The organism is Pseudenterobacter timonensis (assembly GCF_900021175.1).
Taxonomy (GTDB): Bacteria; Pseudomonadota; Gammaproteobacteria; order Enterobacterales; family Enterobacteriaceae; genus Enterobacter; species Enterobacter timonensis.
The window spans coordinates 15,054-39,715 of sequence record NZ_FCOP01000011.1; the positions used below are offsets into that span (position 1 = coordinate 15,054).

18 protein-coding genes are annotated in these 24,662 nt (G+C 57.5%); 10 read left to right on the forward strand and 8 right to left on the reverse strand.

Annotated features, from left to right (window positions below; translation table 11 throughout):
* The 5 genes from bcsZ (at position 1) to BN3796_RS06525 (ending at position 9,855) form a co-directional block, all read left to right on the forward strand.
* Positions 1-1,107 (forward strand): cellulose synthase complex periplasmic endoglucanase BcsZ, encoded by a 1,107-nt coding sequence (bcsZ, locus tag BN3796_RS06505; RefSeq protein WP_061708810.1) that lies wholly within the window; start codon positions 1-3, stop codon positions 1,105-1,107.
* Positions 1,089-4,571, forward strand: a complete 3,483-nt coding sequence (gene bcsC, locus BN3796_RS06510; RefSeq protein WP_061707577.1) for a cellulose synthase complex outer membrane protein BcsC — start codon at positions 1,089-1,091, stop codon at positions 4,569-4,571. The genes bcsZ and bcsC overlap by 19 nt, the downstream gene beginning before the upstream one ends.
* Positions 4,572-4,689: 118 nt before the next feature.
* Entirely contained in the window at positions 4,690-6,696 is a 2,007-nt protein-coding gene (gene hmsP, locus BN3796_RS06515; protein ID WP_061707578.1) for a biofilm formation regulator HmsP, read from the forward strand.
* Between the two features lie 158 nt (positions 6,697-6,854).
* Positions 6,855-8,141: a dicarboxylate/amino acid:cation symporter gene (locus tag BN3796_RS06520; protein ID WP_061707579.1), complete on the forward strand. Its 1,287-nt coding sequence runs from the start codon at positions 6,855-6,857 to the stop codon at positions 8,139-8,141.
* A gap of 223 nt (positions 8,142-8,364) precedes the next feature.
* On the forward strand, positions 8,365-9,855 hold the full coding sequence (locus tag BN3796_RS06525; RefSeq protein ID WP_061707580.1) for a M16 family metallopeptidase: 1,491 nt from the start codon (positions 8,365-8,367) through the stop codon (positions 9,853-9,855).
* A gap of 60 nt (positions 9,856-9,915) precedes the next feature.
* Here the strand turns inward: BN3796_RS06525 and kdgK are convergent, their stop codons facing one another.
* The gene (gene kdgK, locus BN3796_RS06530) at positions 9,916-10,845 is read right to left on the reverse strand and encodes a 2-dehydro-3-deoxygluconokinase (RefSeq protein ID WP_061707581.1); all 930 of its coding nucleotides are present in this window, start codon (positions 10,843-10,845) and stop codon (positions 9,916-9,918) included.
* A 230-nt stretch (positions 10,846-11,075) separates the two neighbouring features.
* Here kdgK and pdeH point away from each other — a divergent pair, with 230 nt between their 5' ends.
* A complete protein-coding gene (gene pdeH / locus BN3796_RS06535) occupies positions 11,076-11,849 on the forward strand; it encodes a cyclic-guanylate-specific phosphodiesterase (RefSeq protein ID WP_061707582.1) in 774 nt (257 codons plus the stop codon).
* Between the two features lie 109 nt (positions 11,850-11,958).
* The gene (locus tag BN3796_RS06540; protein ID WP_061707583.1) at positions 11,959-14,022 is read left to right on the forward strand and encodes an AsmA family protein; all 2,064 of its coding nucleotides are present in this window, start codon (positions 11,959-11,961) and stop codon (positions 14,020-14,022) included.
* A 134-nt stretch (positions 14,023-14,156) separates the two neighbouring features.
* Here BN3796_RS06540 and BN3796_RS06545 read toward each other — a convergent pair whose 3' ends face one another.
* From BN3796_RS06545 to BN3796_RS06555, 3 genes are all read right to left on the reverse strand, one after another.
* Positions 14,157-15,479 (reverse strand): MFS transporter, encoded by a 1,323-nt coding sequence (locus BN3796_RS06545; RefSeq protein WP_061707584.1) that lies wholly within the window; start codon positions 15,477-15,479, stop codon positions 14,157-14,159.
* 263 nt (positions 15,480-15,742) lie between these two features.
* A complete protein-coding gene (gene yhjD, locus BN3796_RS06550) occupies positions 15,743-16,801 on the reverse strand; it encodes an inner membrane protein YhjD (protein ID WP_407681201.1) in 1,059 nt (352 codons plus the stop codon).
* Between the two features lie 39 nt (positions 16,802-16,840).
* A complete protein-coding gene (locus tag BN3796_RS06555; protein ID WP_061707585.1) occupies positions 16,841-17,740 on the reverse strand; it encodes a LysR family transcriptional regulator in 900 nt (299 codons plus the stop codon).
* Positions 17,741-17,859: 119 nt separating this feature from the next.
* Between BN3796_RS06555 and BN3796_RS06560 the strand changes: the two genes are divergently transcribed.
* Positions 17,860-18,618, forward strand: a complete 759-nt coding sequence (locus BN3796_RS06560; RefSeq protein ID WP_061707586.1) for an SDR family NAD(P)-dependent oxidoreductase — start codon at positions 17,860-17,862, stop codon at positions 18,616-18,618.
* 233 nt (positions 18,619-18,851) lie between these two features.
* On the forward strand, positions 18,852-19,454 hold the full coding sequence (locus tag BN3796_RS06565) for a response regulator transcription factor (protein WP_061707587.1): 603 nt from the start codon (positions 18,852-18,854) through the stop codon (positions 19,452-19,454).
* Here BN3796_RS06565 and BN3796_RS20945 read toward each other — a convergent pair whose 3' ends face one another.
* On the reverse strand, positions 19,455-19,919 hold the full coding sequence (locus BN3796_RS20945) for a lysozyme (protein ID WP_073885138.1): 465 nt from the start codon (positions 19,917-19,919) through the stop codon (positions 19,455-19,457).
* 69 nt (positions 19,920-19,988) lie between these two features.
* Entirely contained in the window at positions 19,989-20,522 is a 534-nt protein-coding gene (locus BN3796_RS06575) for a GNAT family N-acetyltransferase (protein ID WP_061707588.1), read from the reverse strand.
* 206 nt (positions 20,523-20,728) lie between these two features.
* Here BN3796_RS06575 and BN3796_RS06580 point away from each other — a divergent pair, with 206 nt between their 5' ends.
* Positions 20,729-22,321, forward strand: a complete 1,593-nt coding sequence (locus BN3796_RS06580; RefSeq protein ID WP_061707589.1) for an STY4199 family HEPN domain-containing protein — start codon at positions 20,729-20,731, stop codon at positions 22,319-22,321.
* A gap of 38 nt (positions 22,322-22,359) precedes the next feature.
* Here the strand turns inward: BN3796_RS06580 and BN3796_RS06585 are convergent, their stop codons facing one another.
* Both BN3796_RS06585 and BN3796_RS06590 read right to left on the reverse strand, forming a co-directional pair.
* Positions 22,360-24,009 carry an alpha,alpha-trehalase gene (locus BN3796_RS06585; protein ID WP_061707590.1) on the reverse strand — a complete coding sequence of 550 codons (1,650 nt, stop codon included), beginning with the start codon at positions 24,007-24,009 and terminating at the stop codon, positions 22,360-22,362.
* Between the two features lie 282 nt (positions 24,010-24,291).
* Positions 24,292-24,573, reverse strand: a complete 282-nt coding sequence (locus BN3796_RS06590; protein WP_238379222.1) for a monooxygenase — start codon at positions 24,571-24,573, stop codon at positions 24,292-24,294.
* Positions 24,574-24,662 lie beyond the last annotated feature (89 nt).

A 24,662-nucleotide genomic window follows, 5' to 3' on the forward strand; every position in this document is an offset into this window, starting at 1 on the left:
ATGAACGCGTTTCGCGGGTACATGATGGCGGCGCTGATGCTGGCGGCCGCCAACGTCAGCGCCGCCTGTAACTGGCCCGCATGGGCGCAGTTCAGGCAGAGTTACGTCAGCGAAGGTGGACGGGTCATCGATCCCAGCGACGCGCGTAAAATTACCACCTCTGAAGGGCAAAGCTACGCGCTCTTTTTTGCCCTTGCGGCGAACGATCGGACGACCTTCGACCGGCTGCTGACCTGGACGCAGAATAATCTGGCGCAGGGCGATCTGCGCCAGCATCTGCCCGCCTGGCTCTGGGGGCAGAAGGATAGTGAAAGCTGGACGGTGCTGGATACCAACTCCGCGTCGGATGCGGACCTCTGGATCGCCTGGTCGTTGCTCGAAGCGGGCAGGCTCTGGAAAGCGCAAAACTACACGGATATCGGCAAAGCGCTGCTTCAGCGCATCGCCAAAGAAGAGGTGGCGAAGGTGCCGGGGCTGGGCTCGATGCTGCTGCCGGGCAAAGTTGGCTTCGCTGAAGAGAACGCCTGGCGGTTTAACCCGAGCTATCTCCCGCCGCAGCTGGCGACCTATTTTTCTCGTTTTGGCGCGCCGTGGAGCACGCTTCGTGAAACCAATCTGCGTTTACTGCTGGAAACCGCGCCCAAAGGCTTTGCGCCCGACTGGGTACAGTATCAAAAAGATAAAGGCTGGCAGCTGAAGCCGGAAAAACCGCTGGCAGGCAGCTATGACGCGATTCGCGTCTATCTCTGGGTCGGGATGATGCACGACAAGGATCCGCAGAAAGCGCGCCTGCTGACGCGTTTTAAACCCATGGCGACGCAGACCGCCAGGCGCGGCATGCCGCCGGAGAAGGTGGATATCGCCAGCGGTAACGTCACCGGGGATGGCCCGGTTGGCTTCTCCGCCTCCCTGCTGCCTTTTTTACAGGATCGTGACGCCCAGGCCGCGCAGCGCCAGCGTGTTGCCGATAATTTTCCCGGTAACGACGCCTATTACAGCTATGTTCTGACCCTTTTCGGACAGGGATGGGATCAGCACCGTTTTCGCTTCACCGCTAAGGGTGAGTTACTACCTGACTGGGGCCAGGAATGCGCAAGTTCTCATTAAGTTTACTCAGTTTATCGCTTGGCTTCAGCGTGATGCCGCTGGCGCAGGCCGCCAACTCCCCGCAGCAACAACAACTGCTGGAGCAGGTTCGGCTTGGCGAGGCGACGCATCGTGAGGATCTTGTCCGCCAGTCGCTCTATCGCCTGGAGCTTATCGACCCGAACAACCCGGACGTTATTGCCGCTCGTTTCCGCTCCCTGCTGCGCCAGGGCGATAATGCAGGCGCGCAGAAAGAGCTGGATCGTCTGAAGGCGATCGCCCCCACCTCGAACGCCTGGCGCGCCTCAAACAGTACGATGATGCTTTCCACGCCTGAGGGGCGTCAGTCCCTGCAACAGGCGCGGTTGCTGGCGACCACCGGCCATACGCAGGAGGCGATTGAGGCCTATGACAAGCTGTTTGGCGGCAATCCGCCGGTGGGCGATATGGCAACGGAATACTGGTCGGTCGTGGCAAAAAATCCGGCACGCCGTAACGAGGCCATCGACAGGATGAAAGCCCTTAACACCAGCGGGCCGGGCGATACGCAGCTGCAAACGACGCTGGCCCAGCTGCTGCTCCAGAACGGACGGGAGGAGGAGGGGTATAATGTGCTGCGGCAGATGGCGAAATCTAACGCCGGACGCGAGACCGCCTCCGCCCTCTGGTATCAGCAGCTTAAGGATAAGCCGGCCAGCGCCGCGAGCGTTAAGGCATTACAGGAATATTTACAGGTATTTAGCGCGGGCGATAACGTTACCGCCGCGCGTGCGCAGCTGGAGGCGCAGCAGAAGCAGCTGGCTGACCCCGCGTTCCGCGCCAAAGCGCAAGGGCTGGCGGCGGTGGAAGCCGGGCAGGGCGGAAAAGCCGTGGCGGAACTGCAACAAGCGGTCAGCGCCAACCATGCCGACAGCGAGGCGGTGGGCGCGCTGGGCCAGGCTTACTCCCAGCGTGGCGATCGCGCCCGCGCGGTGGCGCAGTTTGAGAAGGCGATTGCCCTCGATCCGCAGAGCGAGAATCGCGATAAATGGGACAGCCTGCTGAAGGTCAACCGCTACTGGCTGTTGATTGAGCAGGGTGACGCGGCGCTGAAGGCTAACAACGTGGCGCAGGCGGAGCGGTATTACGCCCGGGCACGCAGCGTGGACAACAGCGACAGCTACGCGGTGCTGGGGCTGGGCGATGCGGCCGCGGCGCGCAAAGATAATCTGGCGGCGGAGCGGTATTACCGCCAGGCGCTGCGTATGGACAGCGGCAACAGCAATGCGGTGCGCGGGCTGGCGAATATCTATCGCGCCGAATCGCCGCAAAAAGCGGAGCAGTTTATCCAGTCGCTCACCGCCAGCCAGCGCCGCAGTATCGACGATATTGAACGCAGTCTGAACAACGAAAAGCTGTCGCAGCAGGCGGAACAGCTGGAGAACCAGGGCAAATTTGCCGAAGCGGCGGTGATCCAGCAGCGTCGGCTGGCGCTCGACCCCGGCAGCGTCTGGATCACCTACCGTCTGTCGCGCGATCTCTATAGCGCCGGGCAGGCGGATCGGGCGGATGCGCTGATGCGTGACCTTGCCGCGCAAAAGCCGGGCGATCCCGAGCAGGTTTACGCCTACGGGCTCTATCTTTCCGGTAACGACCGGGAGCGTGCCGCGCTGGCCCATCTCGCCACGCTGCCGCAGGCGAAATGGACCCCCAATATTCAGGAGCTGGCCAGCCGGTTACAAAGCAATCAGGTTATCGAAAACGCCAACCGTCTGCGCGACGGGGGGAAAGAGCCGCAGGCGGAAGCGTTGCTGCGCCAGCAGCCGGCCTCCACGCGTATCGATCTTATCCTCGCAGACTGGGCGCAGCAGCGCGGCGATGTTGCATCGGCGAAAGCGGCCTATAACGCCGTATTGCAGCGCGAGCCGCAGAATCAGGATGCGCGTATCGGCCTTGCCGAGCTTTATCTTACCGGAGGGGATAAAGAGGCGGCCCGTGCGCAGCTGGTGGCAGTAACCGCTGGCACAGGCGGTGAGCCTCTGTCAGTGAACATGCAGCGGCGCGTCGCGCTGGTGCAGGCGCAGCTGGGTAATACCGCCGCCGCGGAGCAGACCTTCAGCAAGCTTATCCCGCAGGCCAAATCGCAGCCCCCCTCCATGGAGAGCGCGCTGGTGCTGCGTGACGCCGCGCGTTTCCAGGCGGAAAGCGGTCAGCCACAGCGGGCGCTGGAAACCTACAAAGACGCGATGGTCGCCTCCGGTATCACCACCGCGCGTCCGCAGGATCACGAGAGCTTTACCCGCCTGACGCGTAACGATGAAAAGGATGACTGGCTTAAGCGCGGCGTGCGCAGCGATGCGGCGGAGCTCTCGCGCCAGCAGGATCTCAACGTCACGCTTCAGCACGACTACTGGGGCTCCAGCGGTACGGGAGGGTATTCGGATCTGAAAGCGCATACCACCATGCTGCAGGTGGACGCGCCGCTCTCGGACGGGCGGATGTTCTTCAGAAGCGATCTGGTCAATATGGATGCCGGTTCTTTTGATACCAGGGGCAACACCTACGATCCAAAATGGGGCACCTGTGCGAAAACCCCCTGTCGCGGCAGCACTAACCAGTCGGCTAACGGCGCGAGCGTGGCGGTAGGCTGGCAGAACAGCACCTGGGCGATGGATATTGGTACCACGCCGATGGGCTTTGATGTCGTCGACGTGGTGGGGGGACTGAGCTACAGCAACGATCTCGGCCCGATAGGCTACACCCTGAACGCCCATCGTCGCCCCATCTCCAGTTCGATGCTGGCTTTTGCCGGGCAAAAAGATCCGAATACGGATACCACCTGGGGCGGCGTGCGCGCCACGGGCGGCGGCGTCAGCATCAGTTACGACAAAGGCGAGGCGAACGGCATCTGGTCAAGTCTGAACGCAGATTCCCTCACCGGTAAAAACGTGGCGGATAACTGGCGGGTACGCTGGATGACAGGCTATTACTATAAACTGATTAACAAGGATAACGAGCGCCTGACAATCGGCCTCTCGAACATGCTCTGTCACTATGATAAAGATTTAAGCGAGTACACGCTGGGACAGGGAGGTTATTACAGTCCGCAGGAGTATATCTCCTTCGCGCTGCCGATTAACTGGCGCAAGCGCACCGAAAACTGGTCGTGGGAGCTGGGCGGTTCTGCCTCCTGGTCCCACTCTAAAACCAAAGACGGTATGCGATATCCGATACAAAGTCTGATTCCTGAGGATGGGACAGGACGCTATTCCGACCGGGGCGAGCCTGAAGAGGGAAGCAGTTCGTCCGGCACCGGTTACACCGCGCGGGCCATTGTGGAGCGTCGTGTGACGTCGAACTGGTTTGTCGGTTTAGGCGTGGATATCCAGCAAGCGAAAGATTACACCCCGAGCCATGCACTGCTTTATGTGCGGTATTCCGCCGCAGGCTGGCAAGGCGATATGGATCTGCCGCCGCAGCCGCTGACGCCCTACGCGGACTGGTAATGAGAATTTTCTATAATAGAATTCTTAACCTCTCTCAAAATCCCGGCAATCGGGTATACTCTGGCGGCGGTAAGGTAACGTTTCGTTACCTTACGCCCAAGGTCTGTGGAGAGTTATTTTGCGTGTCAGCCGTTCCTTAACAATCAAACAAATGGCGACGGTTTCAGCCGTCACCATGGTGTTTGTCTTTGTCTTTTGCGTCATTTTGCTGTTTCACGCCGTACAGCAGAATCGCTACTTCACGGCCTCGCAGCTGGAAAGCATCGCCCGCGCGGTGCGTGAGCCTCTCTCAGCCTCCATTCTGAAAGGGGATATCCCCGAAGCGGAAAGCATTCTCAGGCGGATCCAGCCGGCGGGCATCGTCAGCCGCGCCGATGTGGTTCTGCCGAATCAGTTCCAGGCGTTGCGGATGAGCTTTCTTCCCGAACGTCCGGTGCCGGTGACCATCATGCGGATGTTTGAACTGCCGGTGCAGATTTCGCTGCCGGTCTACTCCCTTGAGCGCCCCGCCAATCCGCAGCCGCTGGCTTATCTTGTCCTGCAGGCGGATGCCTGGCGCATGTACCGGTTTGTCATGAGCTGGCTGGCAACGTTGGTGACCGCTTACTTGCTGCTTACGCTGATGCTGACCGTGGCGCTGACCTGGTGCATGAACCGCCTGATGGTCCACCCGCTACGCAAGATCGCCCGCGAGCTGAATGACCTCACGCCGCAGGATCAGGTGGGGCATCAGCTGGCGCTGCCACGTCTGCACCATGACGATGAGATTGGCATGCTGGTGCGCAGCTATAACATCAATCAGCAGCGGCTGATGCGCCAGCATGACGAACTAAACAACAACGCGACGCGATTTCCCGTCTCCGAGCTGCCCAACAAAGCCTTTCTGATGGCGCTTCTGCAGCAGATCGTGACGCGCCAGCAGACGACCGCGCTGGTGGCGGTCGCCTGTGAAACCCTCCAGGATACGGCGGGGGTGCTGACAGAAAGTCAGCGCGAAATGCTGCTGCTGACGCTGGTGGAAAAGCTCAAATCGGTGCTGGCGCCGCGCATGGTGCTAACCCAGGTAAGCGGTTATGACTTTGTCATTATCGCTCACGGCGTCAAGGAGCCGTGGCACGCCATCACTTTAGGTCAGCAAGTACTTACTGTTCTCAATGAACGGCTGCCGGTTCAGGGCCTCCAGCTGCGCCCGAGCGCCAGCATCGGCATCGCTATGTACTATGGCGGTCTGACGGCGGAGCAGCTATACCGCCGCGCCTTTTCAGCGGCCTTTACCGCCCGTCGCAAAGGCAAGAACCAGATTCAGTTCTTCGACCCTGAGCAGATGGAGAAGGCGCAGCAGCGCCTGACGGAAGAGAGCGATATCCTGACGGCGCTGGATAACAACCGTTTCGCCATCTGGCTACAGCCACAGGTCGAACTGGCGAGCGGGGAGGTGAAAAGCGCCGAAGCGCTGCTGCGGGTTAAGCAGGAGGATGGCTCATGGGAGCTGCCGGAAGGATTAATCGACCGCATTGAAAACTGCGGCCTGATGGTGACCGTGGGCTACTGGGTGCTGGAAGAGTGCTGCCGCCAGTTAGCGGCCTGGCAGGCGCGGGGAATTACGATGCCCCTGTCGGTCAATCTCTCCGCGCTGCAGCTGATGCACCCCACAATGGTGTCGGAGATGCTGGAGCTGATTAACCGCTACCGCATCCAGCCGGGAACGCTGATTCTGGAAGTGACCGAAAGCCGCCGTATCGACGATCCAAATGACGCCGTGGCGATCCTTAAGCCGCTGCGTAACGCCGGGCTGCGTATCGCTCTGGACGATTTTGGCATGGGCTACGCCGGGCTGCGCCAGCTTCAGCATATGAAAGCACTGCCGGTGGACGTGCTGAAGATTGATAAAACCTTCGTGGAAGGGCTTCCTGACGACAGCAGCATGGTACAGGCGATTATCCAGATGGCCCACAGCCTGAATCTGTACATTATCGCTGAAGGAATAGAAACCGAGGCCCAGCGTGAGTGGCTGACCCGCGCCGGCGTGGAGAGCGGGCAAGGGTTTCTGTTCGCCAGAGCGGTTCCCGCCGATCTGTTTGAAGAGCGTTATCTTGGCAACGTGTCGGACCCTGCAAAGGGCTAACGCGTTACCTGTGTTTTTCGAGCCAGCTCAAAGTTTTTAACATTTATGTTGCTTATTTGCTGTTAATTTATATCTGTCATGTTTTACGGGTGTTATTTTAAAGCCGCAGGTTACTTTTAACCTTACAAAACCTGTGGCTTTATTCCCAAGGACACCCTATGAAACTCTCACTCTTCAAAAGCCTTTATTTTCAGGTTCTGACCGCGATCGCGATCGGTATTCTCCTCGGTCATTACTATCCTGAACTCGGCGCGCAGATGAAGCCGCTGGGCGATGCGTTCGTAAAACTAATTAAGATGGTTATCGCGCCGGTGATTTTCTGTACGGTGGTGACCGGTATCGCAGGCATGGAGAGCATGAAGGCGGTCGGTCGTACCGGCGCGGTCGCGCTCCTCTATTTCGAAGTGGTCAGCACCCTGGCGCTGATTATCGGTCTGATTATCGTTAACGTCGTACAGCCCGGCGCGGGTATGAACGTCGATCCGGCGACGCTCGATGCGAAGGCGGTGGCGGTCTACGCCGAGCAGGCGAAAGATCAGGGCGTTGTGGCCTTCCTGCTGGATATCATCCCCGGCAGCGTGGTGGGCGCATTCGCCAGCGGCAATATCCTGCAGGTGCTGCTGTTCGCGGTGCTGTTCGGTTTTGCCCTGCATCGCCTGGGCAGCAAGGGCCAGCTTATCTTCAACGTGATTGAAAGCTTCTCGCAGGTCATCTTCGGCATCATCAATATGATCATGCGTCTGGCCCCTATCGGCGCCTTCGGCGCAATGGCTTTTACCATCGGTAAATATGGTGTGGGAACGCTGGTGCAGCTCGGCCAGCTCATCATCTGCTTCTACGTGACCTGTATTCTGTTTGTGGTGGTGGTGCTGGGATCGATTGCGCGCGCCACCGGCTTTAACATCTTCAAATTTATCCGCTACATAAGAGAAGAGCTGTTGATTGTGCTGGGCACCTCCTCCTCCGAATCGGCGCTGCCGCGGATGCTCGACAAGATGGAAAAGCTGGGCTGCCGTAAGTCGGTGGTGGGTCTGGTTATCCCCACCGGTTATTCGTTTAACCTTGACGGTACCTCCATCTACCTGACGATGGCGGCGGTATTCATCGCACAGGCGACCAACAGCCATATGGATATCTTCCATCAGATCACGCTGCTGGTGGTGCTGCTCCTCTCTTCAAAAGGGGCCGCAGGGGTAACGGGCAGCGGCTTTATCGTGCTGGCGGCCACCATCTCCGCGGTGGGCCATCTGCCGGTGGCGGGTCTGGCGCTGATCCTCGGCATCGATCGCTTTATGTCTGAAGCCCGCGCGCTGACCAACCTGGTGGGGAATGGCGTCGCGACTATCGTGGTGGCGAAATGGGTGAAAGAGCTCGATCCCAAAAAGCTGAACGATACGCTGAATAATCGTGCGCCAGACAACAAAACTCAGGAATACCCCTCTTAAAATATGGACTAATACCCGCTCACCCTTGTCGGGGAGCGGGCTCCTGCGCATAATGGCCCCTCATACCCGTCATACTTCGACAAGATTTTTTTTGGGTAAATTTCACTTCTGACCGTGACGTTTGAGCGAACACGCGGTCTAATCGAGGTGTTTTAACGTCATCTTTAGAGGGCTCCGCGCGGCGAGTTCTCTTTTTAACCAGGATTGTTGATCAGGGGTTCACATGCAGGGCACAAAAATTCGATTCTTAACCGGCGGTATGCTGATGATGGCAGCAGCCAGTTATGTGCAGGCTGATGCGCTCCAGCCCGACCCGGCCTGGCAACAGGGTACGCTGTCGAACGGTTTTCAGTGGCAGGTTCTGGCCACGCCGCAGCGTCCCAGCGATCGGATTGAAATCCGCCTTTCTGTTAATACCGGCTCCCTGACTGAAAGTACGCAGCAGAGCGGGTTTAGCCACTTTATTCCCCGGCTGGCGCTGAACCAAAGCGGCAGCCTGCAGGCCACTCAGGCGCGCTCCATGTGGCAGCAGGGTATCGATCCCCGCCGCCCGCTTCCCCCTGCGGTGGTCTCCTATGACTACACCATGTTCAACCTGAGCCTGCCGAACAACCGCAACGATCTGCTGAAAGAGGCGCTGACCTGGCTTGGCGATACGGCGGGCAAGGTCGCCATTACCCCGGAAACGGTCAACTATGCCCTTGGCAACAGCGATATGGTCGCCTCCTGGCCGGTTGATACCAAAGAGGGCTGGTGGCGGTACCGCCTGAAAGGGTCGACGCTGCTGGGCCACGATCCGGCGGAGCCGCTGAAGCAGCCGGTCGATATTGCCCAGCTTAAATCCTTCTACCAGCAATGGTATACGCCGGATGCCATGACGCTCATCGTCGTGGGCAACGTGGACAGCCGGGCGGTGATTGAGCAGATCGGTAAGACCTTTGGCGAGCTGAAGGGCAAACGCGATATCCCTGCGCCGGTGCCGACTCTCTCCCCGCTGCGCACCGAGCCGGTGAGCATTATGACCGATGCCGTACGTCAGGATCGCCTGGCGATTATGTGGGACGCGCCGTGGCAGCCGATTCGCGAATCGGCCGCATTGCTGCGCTACTGGCGCGCGGATCTGGCGCGGGAGGCGCTCTTCTGGCACGTGCAGCAGACGCTGAGTAAAAACAACGCCAAAGATATCGGCATCGGCTTTGACTGCCGCGTGCTGTTCATGCGCGCCCAGTGTGCCATCAACGTGGAATCGCCTGGCGAAAAGCTGAATACCAACCTGGCGCTGGTGGCGAAAGAGCTGGCGAAGGTACGTCAGGATGGGTTGTCGGAGGAGGAGTTTAACGCGCTGATCGCCCAGAAAAACCTGGAGCTGCAAAAGCTGTTTGCCACCTACGCCCGTACCGACACCGATATTCTGATCAGCCAGCGTATCCGCTCGCTGCAAAACCAGGTGGTGGATATCGCACCGGAGCAGTACCAGAAACTGCGCCAGAGCTTTTTGAACGGGTTGACCGTCGACTCGCTGAACCAGAATTTACGCCAGCAGCTTTCGCAGGAGATGGCGCTGGTGCTGTTACAGCCTAAGGGCGAGCCGGAATACAACATGAAGGAGCTGCAGGCGACCTGGAACGAAATCATGTTGCCGGTCACGGCGGCAGCGCAGCCGTCAGCGGTGGATGATTTGCATCAGGATGCGACGGATATTCCGCAGCAGTAAGCGTGTGGTGAGGCCTGACCCTCTCCCCAAAGGGGAGAGGGAATTGTTCGGTGCGGGGAGTTACGCCGGCATCGCCTCGCGGGGGATAATCGCTCCGCGATACTGGATGACGGTGCTGGCGGTCAGGTGACCGCGTCTGGCCGCCTCTTCCGGGGTGCCGCCGGTCAGGCGAACCGCCAGATAACCCGCGCTGAACGAGTCGCCCGCCGCCGTAGTATCAATCACCTTCTCTTTGGCAAGTTTCACCGCCGGAACCTCAACAACCTCTTCCCCGGCCATGGCGACCAGACAGGAGTCCGCGCCACGCTTGATCACCACTTCCGTCACGCCTGCCTGCCGGGTACGCGCAATCAGCTCGTCGACCGGCTTCTCGCCCCACAGGGCATCCTCGTCATCCAGAGTTAAAAAGGCGATATCGGTGCATGCCAGCATCCGGGTATAGACCTGCTGCGTCTCTTCGCGGCTGGCCCACAGGCGCGGGCGGTAGTTATTGTCGAAAATATTTTCCCCGCCGTTGGCGCGGCAGCGCTCCAGCAGGGCGAAAAGCTTCTCGCGACTTTCCGGGCTTAAAATCGCCAGGCTAATGCCGCTCAGGTAGAGATAGTCGAAGGTGGCCAGCTTTTCGCAAATGGCGGGCGCGTCAGGGCTTTCCAGCCAGAATTTCGCGGCGGCTTCGTTACGCCAGTAGTAGAAGGTACGCTCGCCGGTACTGTCGGTTTCGATGTAGTAGAGGCCCGGCAGACGGTTTTCCATCCGCTGGATCAGCGTGGTATCCACCTGCTCCTCCTGCCAGGCTTCCAGCATCTGCTGGCTGAAGCTGTCGGTGCCCAGCGCCGTCACGTAGTTAACGGTCAGCGCTTCTGGCGCAACCTGGCGGGCAATGTAAACCGACGTATTTAACGTATCGCCACCAAAGCCACGGCTGACTTCCGCGCCTTTTTGTGACAGTTCAATCATACATTCGCCAATCACGGCAATTTTCTTAGACATAATCGTGAACCTGAACAGATAAATAAAATGTAGTGTGCGCTGTGGGCAATTCGTGGTCAACTATATTAAAACAGCGTTCCAAAAAAATGTTTGAGCCAGTCCATGTTCTGGTGTGATTTGCCGGGTTAATTTTACTTTCCCCTCCTCCTGTGCATAAAGTTCTCTCTGGCTGCGCCGATAACCTTTTGACGAGTCCAGACAGGGCATCCCGAATCAACAGGACAGCTGAAATGAAGTCAGAGCAGGTTATCCAGCGGCTAAGCACCACTGCAGAAGCAAGCATCGAAAGCCTGCAGGAGCATCGCTACTGGCTGCAGTGCGAGCGTGCTTATACCTACCAGCCTATCTATCGTACTGACGGCAGACTGATGGCGATTGAGATCCTGACCATCGTGACGCACCCGTCGAACCCTGCCCAGCGCATCGCGCCGGATCGCTACTTCGCCGAAGTCAGCGTGCGTCAGCGGCTGGAGGTGCTGGAGGAGCAACTGCAAATGCTGGCGGCGCGGGAGGCGTTCTTCAGGCAGCACGACATTCTCGCCTCGGTTAACGTGGATGGTCCAACCCTTATGGCGCTGCGCCAGAATACGGCGCTGCAGGAGCTGGTCGCCACGCTGCCGTGGATGCGCTTTGAGCTGGTGGAGCATGTGCGCCTGCCGCAAAACTCCTCGTTCGCCTCCATGTGTGAATTTGGCCCGCTCTGGCTGGACGATTTTGGTACCGGGATGGCTAACTTTTCCGCCCTCAGCGAGGTGCGCTACGACTACATCAAGGTGGCGCGCGATCTCTTTATCATGCTGCGTCAGACCCCGGAGGGGCGAAATCTCTTCACGCTTCTGCTGCAGCTGATGAACCGCTACTGTCAGGGGGTCATTGTGGAAGGGGTCGAAACGCTGGAGGAGTGGCGCGATGTGCAAAACTCACCGGCGAAGGCGGCCCAGGGCTATTTCCTCTCCCGCCCGGTAGCGATGGAGACGCTCGATAAGGTCATACTTACTCTCTGATCCCCACCTTTTTCTTCTCGCTCGCGCGATTCCCGGAAGCCGCCCACCCCGTTTCCCCTGGCCTGAACTATATTCATGAAAGGCAAGGTAATAAAGAAAGGGGACAACGATGACAAAAACAGCCAGGATCATCACCTGGGTGGTAGGGATATTTGTACTATTGATTGTGGTGGCGATTATCATTATCGCAACGTTCGACTGGAACCGCCTCAAGCCAACCATCAACCAGAAAGTCTCAACCGAACTTAACCGCCCCTTCGCCATTCGCGGCGATCTTGGCGTGGTGTGGGAGCGTCAGAAAGAGGAGACAGGCTGGCGTAGCTGGGTGCCCTGGCCGCATGTTCATGCCAATGACATTATTCTCGGCAACCCGCCCGATATTCCTGAAGTGACGATGGTCCACCTGCCGCGCGTGGAGGCGACGCTGGCGCCGCTGGCGCTGCTGACCAAAACCGTTTACCTGCCGTGGATCAAACTCCAGCAGCCCGACGCGCGCCTGATCCGCCTGTCGGAAAAGAACAACAACTGGACCTTTGACCTGGCGAGCAGCGATAAAGAGAAAGATCCCAACGCGAAACCCTCATCCTGGTCATTCCGGCTGGATAATATCCTTTTCGATCGTGGACGGATCGCGATTGACGATAAGGTCAGCAAGGCTGACGTAGTGATCTACGTCGATCCGCTGGGTAAACCGCTGCCCTTCAGCGAAGTGACCGGCAGCAAAGGGAAAGGGGAGAAGGAGAAGGTCGGCGATTATGTCTTTGGACTGAAGGCCGACGGGCGTTACAACGGCCAGCCGCTCTCCGGGACCGGTAAAATTGGCGGAATGCTGGCCCTGCGTAGCGAAGGGACGCCGTTCCCGGTGCAGGCGGATTTCCGCTCGGGCAACACCCGCGTGGCGTTTGTCGGTACGGTTAACGATCCGATGAAGATGGGTGGCGTGGATCTGGAACTGAAGTTCTCCGGCGACTCGCTCGGCGAACTCTACGATCTGACCGGCGTGCTGTTACCGGATACTCCGCCGTTTGAGACTGACGGAAGGCTGGTGGCGAAAATCGACAGCGAAAAAAGCTCCGTCTATGACTATCGCGGCTTTAACGGACGCATCGGCGACAGCGATATTCACGGCTCGCTGACCTATACCACCGGTAAACCGCGGCCGAAGCTGGAAGGGGATATGGAGTCTCGTCAGCTAAGGCTGGCGGATCTCGGCCCGCTTATCGGCGTGGATTCCGGTAAAGGGGCGGAACAGTCGAAACGGTCTGAACAGAAAAAAGGTGAAAAGAGCGTACAGCCTGCGGACAAAGTGCTCCCTTACGATCGCTTTGAAACCGATAAGTGGGACACCATGGATGCCGACGTGCGCTTCAAGGGGCGTAAAATCGAGCATGGCAGCACCCTGCCGCTGAGCGATCTCTCCACGCACATCATCCTGAAAAACGGCGATCTGCGCCTGCAGCCGCTTAAGTTTGGCATGGCGGGCGGCACCATCAGTTCGAATATCCATCTGGAAGGGGATAAAAAGCCGATGCAAGGAAGGGCGGAGATCCAGGCCCGCCGGCTGAAGCTGAAAGAGCTGATGCCCGACGTCGAGCTGATGCAGAAAACGCTCGGGGAGATGAACGGCGACGCTGATATTCGCGGCACCGGTAACTCCGTCGCGGCGCTGCTGGGTAACGGCAACGGTAACCTCAAGCTGTTGATGAACGACGGTCTGGTGAGCCGCAACCTGATGGAGATCCTCGGGCTTAACGTCGGCAACTTTATCATCGGGCAGATCTTTGGCGATGATGAGGTGCGGGTAAACTGCGCGGCAGCCAATATCGACCTCGTGAACGGTGTGGCGCGTCCGCAGATTTTCGCCTTCGATACCGAAAACGCGGTGATTAACGTAACGGGGACGGCCAGCATGGCTTCGGAGCAGATGGATTTAACCATCGATCCGGAGAGCAAGGGGATCCGTATTATCACCCTGCGCTCGCCGCTCTATGTGCGCGGCTCGTTCAAAGAACCTCAGGCGGGGGTGAAGGCCGGGCCGCTGATTGCGCGCGGCGCCGTCGCGGCAGCCCTGGCGACGCTGGTTACGCCTGCCGCCGCGCTGCTGGCGCTCATCTCCCCGTCAGAGGGCGATGCGAACCAGTGCCGGACCATTCTGTCGCAGATGAAGAAATAAAACTCACCGGCTAACGGCGAGAGACAGTAAAACGGCAACCCCAGGGTTGCCGTTTTGCTTTTATCAACTGACGTCGCGATGCGTGCAGCCATGCTGTAGGCCGGGAAGCGTCGCCGCCACCCGGCATCGACCGTTTACAGATCCTGATGTTTAGTCTCGTGAGTCAACAGCAGGGCAATCAGCGTCAGGACCGCCATCGCCGCGAGATAAACGCCCACGTAGAAGAGACCGTAGTTCGCCTGTAACCAGGTGGCGATATAGGGGGCAACGGAGGCGCCCAGAATGGAGGAGACGTTATAGGAGAAGGAGGCGCCGGTATAGCGCACTTCCGTCGGGAAAAGCTCCGGCAGCAGCGCCCCCATCGGACCAAAGGTCAATCCCATCAGGCTCAGGCCAATCAGCAGGTAGGTCATGACCAGCGCCGGTTTGCCGGAGCTCAACAGCGGCGGAAAGACAAACAGCGCAAAAAGGATGAGCAGGGAGGTAATCACGATCATGCTGGCGCGGCGGCCAAATTTATCCGCCAGCAGGCCTGCGACAGGAACCATCACGCCGAAGCCGATTACCGCCATCATCAGCATCCACAACACTTCATTACGCGGCAGCCCCAGCCCGACCGGTGCGGCGGCGGTGCTGTAGGTCATGGAGTAGACCGTCATGATATAGAAGAGCGTGTAGGTCGCCAGCATGATGAAGGTGCCCAGCACCGTGACGCGAACATGTTTAGTCAGCAGCGTACCCAGCGGAACTTTTACCTGCTTTTTCGCCGCCGCCACTTTGGCAAAGACCGGCGTTTCATGCAGAGAGACGCGCACATAGAGACCAATAATGACCAGCACCGCCGAGAAGATGAACGGTACGCGCCAGCCCCAGGCCATAAACTGCTCGTCCGTCAGCAGCCAGGAGAGCAGCAGGAAGGTGCCGTTGGCAAAGAAGAAGCCAATCGGCGCGCCCAGCTGCGGGAACGAACCATACAGCGCACGCTTACGCGCCGGGGCGTTTTCCGTTGCCAGCAGCGCCGCGCCGCCCCATTCGCCGCCCAGCCCTAAGCCCTGCCCGAAGCGCGCCAGCGCCAGCAGCAGCGGAGCCAGTACGCCGATGGTTTCGTAGCTCGGCAGCAGGCCGATCACCACGGTAGAGATCCCCATCGTGAGCAGCGAAGCGACCAGCGTAACCTTACGCCCTACGCGATCGCCGAAGTGGCCGAAAAGCGCCGAGCCGATCGGACGCGCGATAAAGGCGATGGCGAAGGTCGCCAGCGACTGTAGCGTGGCTGCGGTCGGATCGCCCTGCGGGAAGAAGATATGCGGAAAAACGATGACCGCGGCGGTGGCGTAGATATAGAAATCGAAAAACTCAATTGCCGTGCCGATAAGCGAGGCGACGACAACCTTATTCCGCGAGTTTACCGGTGCGATGGGCTGTTCTGTATCGAGTGTTGTGGCTGTGGCTTGCATAAAATTTTCTTATTTTTTGGCGAACGAAAGGCCATATTACGCACAGCAAAAGCGACATTTCAATCTGTAACAAAGCGCAGGGAAGGGCAAAAAATGGTCAAAAAGTGGATAATTTTCAGACCGGGGGAATAACATCTCAGAAATGCTTCACAGATTTTAAAATTCAGCGGATAAAACTGGTTTTCGGTTAAATAAAAGTTACGGACTGGATTTATATGCTGAAACGAAAAGGCGGGCTGACATTTTCAGCCCGCAACAGGGAGTTAGTTATGCGATTTGCCCGGCATTTGCGGGTCATCTTTATATTCGGCGGTCGCGATCCAGGCGGCGCAAAAGAGAGTCAGACGGGCAAAGAAGTAGAAGAAGGCCATCAGCCCCAGCACGGAGCCAAACGCTGCGCCGGAGGGCGATTTCACCAGTGACGGCAGGGTATAGGTCATTACGATTTTAATCACTTCGAAGCCAATCGCCGCAATAAAGGTACCGCGGATCAGTGCCCGCTTGCGGGGGCGGTGGCGCGGCAGACGCCAGAAGATCCAGAAGAAGAGCAGGAAGTTGGCGAGAATAGAGATCGCCAGCCCGATCAGGTGCCAGACGGGTTTCAGCCAGCTGATATAGTCGAGGTAGAGCGCGGAGATAATCATCTCCTGCGCCGAACCGGCTACCGAGGTGATGGCGAGGGTGATAACCAGGGCAACCAGCAGACCAATCAGGGAGATAAAGTCGCGGAAATATTTTACCCAAATTTTCTCCTGGTCCTGTGGATTTCGCTCCCACTCGTCGCGCGACTGCGCCCGGATCGCTTCGCGCAGGTTGCCCATCCAGTTAATTCCGGAATAGAGCGCCACCAGCAGGCCGACAATACCGACGGTGGTACGCTGCTGTACCGCGGTGTTGATCGTGCTTTTGAGAGTGGTGGCGAGCGTCGGGTCGCTGACGTTAGTCAGGATCTTATTGAAAATATCCTGCAGAAGCGTCGGGTGTGATGCGAGCATAAAGCCCGCCGCCGCGAAGGAGACCATCAGGATCGGGATCATCGACAGGAAAGAGAAATAGGTGATCGCCGCGCCAAACTGGTTGCCCATACGGTCGTTAAAGCGCTCCATGGCCCGTATAAGGTGCGCCACCATCGGGCGGCGCTGAATTTTTTCCGCCGTTTCAGTGACGGTCTCCAGCGCTTTGCTGGCAATTCCTTCGCCATCGTCCCCCTCCTTGCGTTGCGCAGGCTCCGGGGCGGCATCGTCCGTCTCCATTTTTCTGATGGGCTCGTAGTCCAGTTCCTGAGTGGGTCGTTGCGGGTTATTGTCCGGCGTCACGCGCATTTTCCTTTTTAGCTACTGTATATTTTTGAATTATAGCCGCTAATCCACATAGCCCCTGATAAGCCCGGCCAGCCATTCCATAAACAGACGCACCCGCCGCGAAAGGTTGTGCCGGTGAGGATAGATGAGCGAGACGGGCATTGGCGCGGCGCGGTATTGCGGCAGGATCTCGATAAGCTTTTTCCTGCGCAGCGCCTCGCGCACCCCGACGCGGGGAGCCTGAATAATGCCAAGCCCGGCCAGACAGGCGGCATTATAGGTTTCGGTGCTGTTGACCGTCAGCGTCCCGCCGGTTTTGACCCAGCGGGTAGTTTCACCATCGTCATATTCAAACCCCTGCGGGCGGCTACCGAAATTTGACGCGTAGTGAATCAGGGCATGGGAGGCGAGGTCGTCGAGCGTTTCCGGATAGCCGAAACGCTCCAGATAGTCGGGACTGGCGCAGTTGATAATCGAGAGCTGACCAGGCGAGCGGGCCACCAGCCCGGACTCCTTTAGCGTGCCGACGCGCACCACGCAGTCAAACCCTTCCCGAATAACATCCACCAGGCGATCGCTGCTGCTCAGTTCCAGCTCAATGCCGGGATACTGCTGCATAAAGGCGGGCAGTTGCGGAATGACTAAATTTCGCGCAATAGCCACCGGCATATCCACGCGTAGTCGTCCGCTCACGCTACGGGGATCGTTTTGAAACATGCCATCCAGTTCATCAAGGTTCGACAGCAGATCCCGCGCCCGCTCGTAATAGACCATGCCATCCTGCGTCAGGCTGACGCGGCGCGTTGTGCGGTGCAGCAGCCGGGCGCCCAGCGCATTTTCCAGCGCCAGGATCTGGCGGGAGACGCTACCTTTAGGTAGACCGAGCGTCTCCGCGGCGCGGGAAAAACTTTCCAGTTCCGCCACGCGGATGAAGAGCTGCATTGCGTGAATTTTATCCATAGGTTGCGCTCATTGTTGTTATGAATGAAACAGTAAAGCGTTCGCAGGCGTATTTATTGTTTTTTTATCACCTAATAAGCTCTTTCTCAATCAACACAACAGCCAAAACGAGGTTTCTTATGTCTCAACGTATCGCATTAGTGACCGGCGGGAGCCGCGGTCTCGGTAAGAATGCTGCTTTGAAGCTGGCGGCAAAGGGAACGGATATCATTCTGACCTGGAATAACAGCCAGAACGAGGCGCTGGAGGTGGTCCACGAGATTGAGAAAAAAGGAGGGAAAGCGGTGGCATTGCAGCTGAATGTCGCCGATATCACGCAATTCCCCCATTTTACTGAAGAGGTGCGTAAGCAGCTCAAACAGGTATGGCACCGTGACACCTTCGACTATTTATTGAACAATGCCGGCACGGGTTTATATACCCCTTTCAGCGAGACGACAGAAGCGGAATTTGACGAGGCGATGAACGTCCACTTTAAAGGGCCTTACTTTCTTACCCAGAGCCTGCTGCCGCTGATTAAAAACGGTGGCCGCATCCTTAACGTCTCCAGCGGACTTACCCGCATGACGCAGGTGGGGTCAGGAACTTACGCCGCCATGAAAGCGGCGATGGAAGTGCTCACGCGATATCAGGCGAAGGAGCTGGGCGAGCGCGGTATTTCCGTAAATATTATTGCCCCGGGCGCCATCGAAACTGATTTTGGCGGCGGACGAGTACGCGATAATGCCACCCTGAATCAGTTTCTGGCGTCACAAACGGCACTGGGACGCGTCGGCCTGCCGGATGATATTGGCGATGCAATAGCGGTCCTGCTGAGCGATGAGTTAAGGTGGATGAACGCGCAGCGTATTGAAGTTTCTGGCGGAATGTTCCTCTGAAAAGAGATAACCGGATCGTTAGGTAGATCCTGATTTAAGGAGATTCTCAAAGCACATATTACAAGTGTTGTAATATGTGCTTTGTTAGATGATATTTGTAACTCTTCCATGATATTCGCTTTTCCTCGTGGCGCCCCCCTGTAAAATGCCCTCTGATATTGATTCATTCCGTAATATTATCTCTGACGGTACGTTGTACTTTTACAGCATGCGGAGCAGAGGGAGAAAATACAATGCATGTAATCATGTTTGACAGGCAGTCTATATTTATTCACGGAGCGATAAGCAGCCTGCGCGGGTTAATTCCTGAATTAAATATTTGCGGCACGAGTCAGGCTGATGAGCTATGGACGTTTTTATCGCAGTCACCGACGGCAACCCTGCTGCTGGATGGCAATATGAATCACGAATATTGTCTCTGGCTGCTGGATGAGTTAGCGGAGCGCTATCCTGAGGCACGCGTCGCGGTGGTACTGGCACAGGGGAAGCCGGAATGGGTAGAGACGCTGGTGCAGCGTGAAGTGTGCGCGATTGTGCCGCGCAACGCGCCTGCGGAGATGTTCGCTTCCGTATTGCAGATGGTCGAAAGCGGGATGGTCTGTTTCCCAAAAAAGTGGCTGGGGTCACCTTCGCCTGTCCGGCATGATCTCTCCTGCCTGAGCGAACGGCAGCGCGAGGTGCTCCGGCTGCTGGCGGAAGGGGGGTCAAACAAGGAAATTGGCCGCGCGCTGAATATCAGCGCCGGGACGGTGAAAGCCCATCTGGAGGCGCTTTTCCGCCGCCTGGAGGTTAAAAATCGCACCCAGGCGGCTCTCTTCTATACGCGGGCGGCATAGCTACGCTTCAATGGCCAGGCCGGTGAAAAAAAGCGCGCATTCGGCCTGACGCAGCGCCGTCAGGCTGGCGACAGATGTTCCGTTTATCGCCGTCTCGTTTTGCCAGATCTGCATGGCGTTTGCGTAACAGCCGCGTTTGATTTCGCGAATAATGCCGGTTTGCACCAGGCGCGAGCGGCCGCTGCTAAAGAGCAAGGAAATCAACGCGTCATGCTGGTTCTGAGTGAGCCTGAAATCCACAATTTCGCTAAGATTATCCTCACACTCACGCAGATCCTGATAGAGAAGATATTCAGCGTGAAGGGGGGTAATAAGCTTACTGAAATTGTCAGACGGGGTGATGACATGCCCATAGCCAATAACCCACAGGCCGCTTTCATCACAATATTTTTCCAGCGAGAGTCCCTGAAATTTCTTAATGAGGGCTATTCCGTCGGACGATATCCGTAGTCGGTGATGAAACATTTCTTTATCCTCCTGGTATGAGATTACTTTAGAGGATTAAACGAAGATAAAATATCAGCCAAATGGCGGTTAATTGCCACTATATTCACGCTTTAGTAATCCAAATAACCAGTCATTACACCAGGCATCAGCAAGATAATAACTTTCTCGTAACTCTCCCTCTATGCGAAAGCCCACTTTTTCCAGCAAACGGCGGGAAGCCTCATTTCCGGCGGTGACCGTTGCGGTAAGTCTGCGAATTTTCCCCTGGGTAAAAGCAAATTCACACACCGCACGTAAGGACTCCAGTCCATAACCTTTTCCCTGCGCGTGCGGCGCAAAAAGAAAACCGACCTCCGCACAGTCATCTTCACGATGGATATATCCGCTCAGGCCCAGCGGCGTGCCCGTCGCATGATCCCGCACCACCAGACAGAGCCAGTGCGCGCAGCCCGGGCTCCACTCTGGCAGACGGGATTCGAAGGCGTCGCGCAGCGCGGCGACGGGACGTTCATCCGCCACATAACGCATCACCTGCGGATCCTGCTGGAGCGCCAGAAAGAAAGGCCAGTCCTGCTCCCGCAGCGGCGTGCAAATCAGACGCGGGGTCCTGAGTTCGATCATGACAACTTCCTGAAATAATTTTTATTCATTATAAGTATGTTGCTTTATTTATCTACAATCTCGGCTATGGTTAATACCCTTCATGCCTCAGGTTACCCGTGCCGCCCTTTTGCAAACTGATTTTGCCGGGTACAGGGACGCATTAATAAAAAGAAAAACACGCTTTTGGCTGGTGCGGCCAGTTCTGGCCGTACGTAAGGATAATGATGACGCTTAGCACCTCGCACTCTATCAATGCGCAGTTTGAATACTGCCTTGGCATTATTCGACACGCTTCCGTTGAAATTCTGGCGCTGTTAAATGTGACCGTGGCGGAAGGTAAAGATCCCCGCTGGCTGCTGGAACAGATCGACAATGCGCGTCTGACCCTGGGGGGATGGGCGGCGGTGGCGAAACGCCTGCACCTTAACGACGCCGAAATGACGGAATTTACGCTGCGGCTTCGGCTGCTGCAGCAGCGCGTGCCGCAATATGAGAGCGGTCAGGAAGTGACGCCAAACCAGCTGATGGCTGCCGTGCGGTTTGTGACCGCGCTCGAGCATCTGCGGCTGCAACAGCCTGCGCTGACCTTTAACACAGAGAAGGTGGAGGATGATGAGAGCCAGCAGCTGGCGCACAGGCAGGTGCGCGCGCTGGAGCTCATGCTAAAAGCGCTGATTCAGCAAGCCTGGCCCGATCCCGTACGGCTGAACAACCATCTCAAAACCCTTTTTAACGCTGACCGGGTTCGCCGCTGGCTGAAGCAGGGGGAACGTAACGATATTCTCAGCGGCATGATGTTCAGCGAACTGGCGCAGATGGTGGTCGATAAAAAAGAGTTCAGCCGCTACTACGCGCCGCTCTTTTCCGATCGCGACAGGCTGACGCTGCTGGTGGAGCCGCGCAAGACGCTGCAAACCTTTCTGGATGATATCCGCCAGATCCGCAACGCGCTCACCGTACAGCAGCAGCTCAGCGGCGCGCAACTCACGCTGCTGGATAATTATTACGCGCAAATCGCCGGGCCGATTCAGCGCGCGTTTGAGGAAGGGAGAACGCGCGTCAATCCTGCCGGGCTGATGGCGGTGGATGCCAGCGAGCTGCACGCCTTCTGGGATAACGCGCAGAGACGTGACCGTCAGACCGGCGGCGATCTGTTTGAAGTGCGGGATGCAATTGAAAAACCGACCCAGCGTGCGCCACGTACGCCTGAAGAGCGCGTGCAGCTTATCTCAGGCGCCCTGTGGGGCGCCGTCGGAGTAATGGTGTTAGCAATTGTGGTCGGCGGCTTCTGGCTGGTAACCAGCGATAACGCTCCGGCGTCTGCATCCGGGGTGACCCCGGCGGCCCAGACCGCCCCGCAGGAGATAAAGGAGAAACCTTCGTCGCGCGAGACGTTGCTGCGCAAGGGCATCACGTGGGATGAGAGCAACCTTCGGGCGGCAATCGATCGTAATGACGCCTCTACGGTACGGCTCTTTATGCAGGGGGGAATGGACTGGAAGCTCGCCTGGACTGAACAGGCGCAGTCGGCGAAAAACGACGCGGCGCTTGATGTGCTGCTAAGCTATCCGACCCGGATGGTGGAGCAAAAGCCCTGTCGGCGGTTTATCAACACCTTAAGCCATGCGATGGCGGCGGGCGAGCCGCTCACGCCGATGCGTAAAGCCTATCTTGAAGCCTTTTGCGCGGTGCCCGCCGTGGTGGATCGCCAGACGCGGGAGGTGGAGCGGGCAAAACGTCGCGCGCAGGCGACGCCAGACGCCAGCAATAAACAGTGGCTCACGGTGCAGACCGCCATTTATGAGGTGATTCGCTAAACCTTTACCCTTCCCGCAGGAAGGGTAAAGGGAGCCGCTTACGGCTCTCCATACAGCCCTATCAGACGCCGCACCACGCCGTTGGTCCAGCCAAAGCCGTCCTGCAACGGATATTCCCCCCCGCCACCTTCGCGCGGGGTGCTGCTGGCGATGTGATACTTCTCAATCATCTTGTGGTGAGTCTTATAAAAATGATTCACCGTATGTAGCCAGCTCCAGGCGATCTCATCCCCCAGCGAATCGTTACCGTACCGCTTAAAGCCCTGAATCGCCATCCACTGCAGCGGCGCCCAGCCGTTGGGTTTATCCCACTGCTCGCCGGTTTCATATTCGGTCGCCAGGATCCCGCCCGGCGTCAGCAGACGCGCCTTCACCGCATCGGAGATACGTTCGGCCTGTTCATGCGTTGCCATGCCGACATAGAGCGGCACGATACTCGCCGCCGAAAAGAGCGCCATCTGCTCGCGTCGCCAGTCGTAATCGCGGAAACAGCCGTTCTCCTCATCCCACAGATAGCGGTTCACCGCCGCGCGGCGATCGCACGCCTTCTGACGAAACTGCTCGGCGACCTCTTTATCCCCTTTACGGTCGGAGATCTGCGCAATGGTGGTCTCCAGCTTGAACAGAAAGGCGTTCAAATCAATGGGGATAAACTGGGTTGTGCGAATGCTGGCGAGACGCCCCAAATCCCGCAGCCAGCGGGAGGAGTAATCCCAGCCGGATGCTGCCCCGGCGCGCAGATCGCGATAGACCTCGTTTGGCGGCCGCCCGGAATGTTTGGCCGTTTCCACATCCTCAATCCACGACTCGTCGCGGGGAGTATCACGGTCGTCCCAGTAGCGGTTCAGCAGCGAGCCGTCCGGCATACGCACCACGTGTCGGTATGCCTGGTTCAGCACCAGCGATTCTGCCCCGTCCATCCAGAAGGCGTACTCCATCTTGAGATGGTCGAGGTAGCGCTTCGCGCCGCGCACGCCATCCTCCTCAAACAGTTCCACCATCAGCGCAAAGACCGGTGGCTGCGAACGGCTGAGGTAGTAAGTACGGTTGCCGTTGGGGATATGGCCGTAGCGTTCAATCATCCAGGCGAAGTTATCCGCCATACATTTCAGCAGATCGTTACGGCCGCTCTCCGCCAGCCCCAGCATGGTGAAATAGGAGTCCCAATAGTAGGTTTCGCTAAAGCGACCGCCCGGCACGATATAGGCCTGCGGCAGCGCCAGCAGCGACGACCACGGGATATGATCCTGCGGCTCGCGCGTCAGCACTGGCCACAGGCTGTCGATGTGTTCCTTAAGCGAACGTCCCGGGTCGGAGACATATTCGCTGGAAAAGGTCTCCGGCAGCCAGAAGTGGTTCTCCACAAACTGGCGCAGGTCGAAGTCGCGATGGCGTCTGACCTTGCGGTAACGGATCAGAATATCCAGCGGATCCATCTTCGGCGCGCAGTCAGGGAAGGTTTTGCTGTCCGCAAACAGGCCTGAGGACTGAACGCGTTCAAAAAGTTCAAGGTAACGATCGGCGGGCGTCAGCGCATCAGAGGCGGGCAGCCCTTCAATCATTTCCGGTTCCGGCTCCGCCTCGATCATTTCATCCAGCTTCAACTCGCAGGGATCGGTTTCGTAGCGAACTTCTTCCGCAATCTCGAACTCGATGATATCTGCAGCGTGTAGTTTCTGGTTGATCATGGTGGTTTGGACCTCCGGTTTTTTTTCGTAAGAAAATACGGGTTTTTCCCGGCTATTGATTAAGCGTAGACATTCGCTTCGGTGCCTGCGGTGCAAAGCGTGCGCTCGATCACACTTTTAACCCCGTCGCCCGGAAGGAAAAAACAGGGTTATCATGCTGATTACATTTAAGTTAAACGTGGAATTAAGAAGATAAGCTCGCCAGAAAATTCAGAGCATTCGGTCTCCTGTTTTCAGAAAACTCGCCCCGTGGATGGCAAATCCTGCTTTTTAAATTCGCCTTCAGTGGGCCTGATGAGGATCGCCATTCACTTTAGCGGCAGTCTGGTTGGCTTTCTCATTCGCGCCTGCGCTCTGATTCAGGGCGTTGCTGGCCGCTTTTTCCGCATGCGCGGCGCTGTAGGCTGCCAGATGCGAAATCACAATGGCGTAAATGCTCATTAACGACACCCACAGGATGCTGTTTTTCCACCAGAGCAGAGTAGGAATGGTAAGAATGGCCCAGATGAGGGCAAGAACAAGGTGGAATTTTGCCATTCGCTTCGCGGAAATTTTTACATGCATGTTAATTACTCTATTTTCTGATTATGTTTGCGGATGAAACTGTCCAACAGTCATAAGAGTAGTCAAGCCTGTCATTTTTAGGGGGCTAA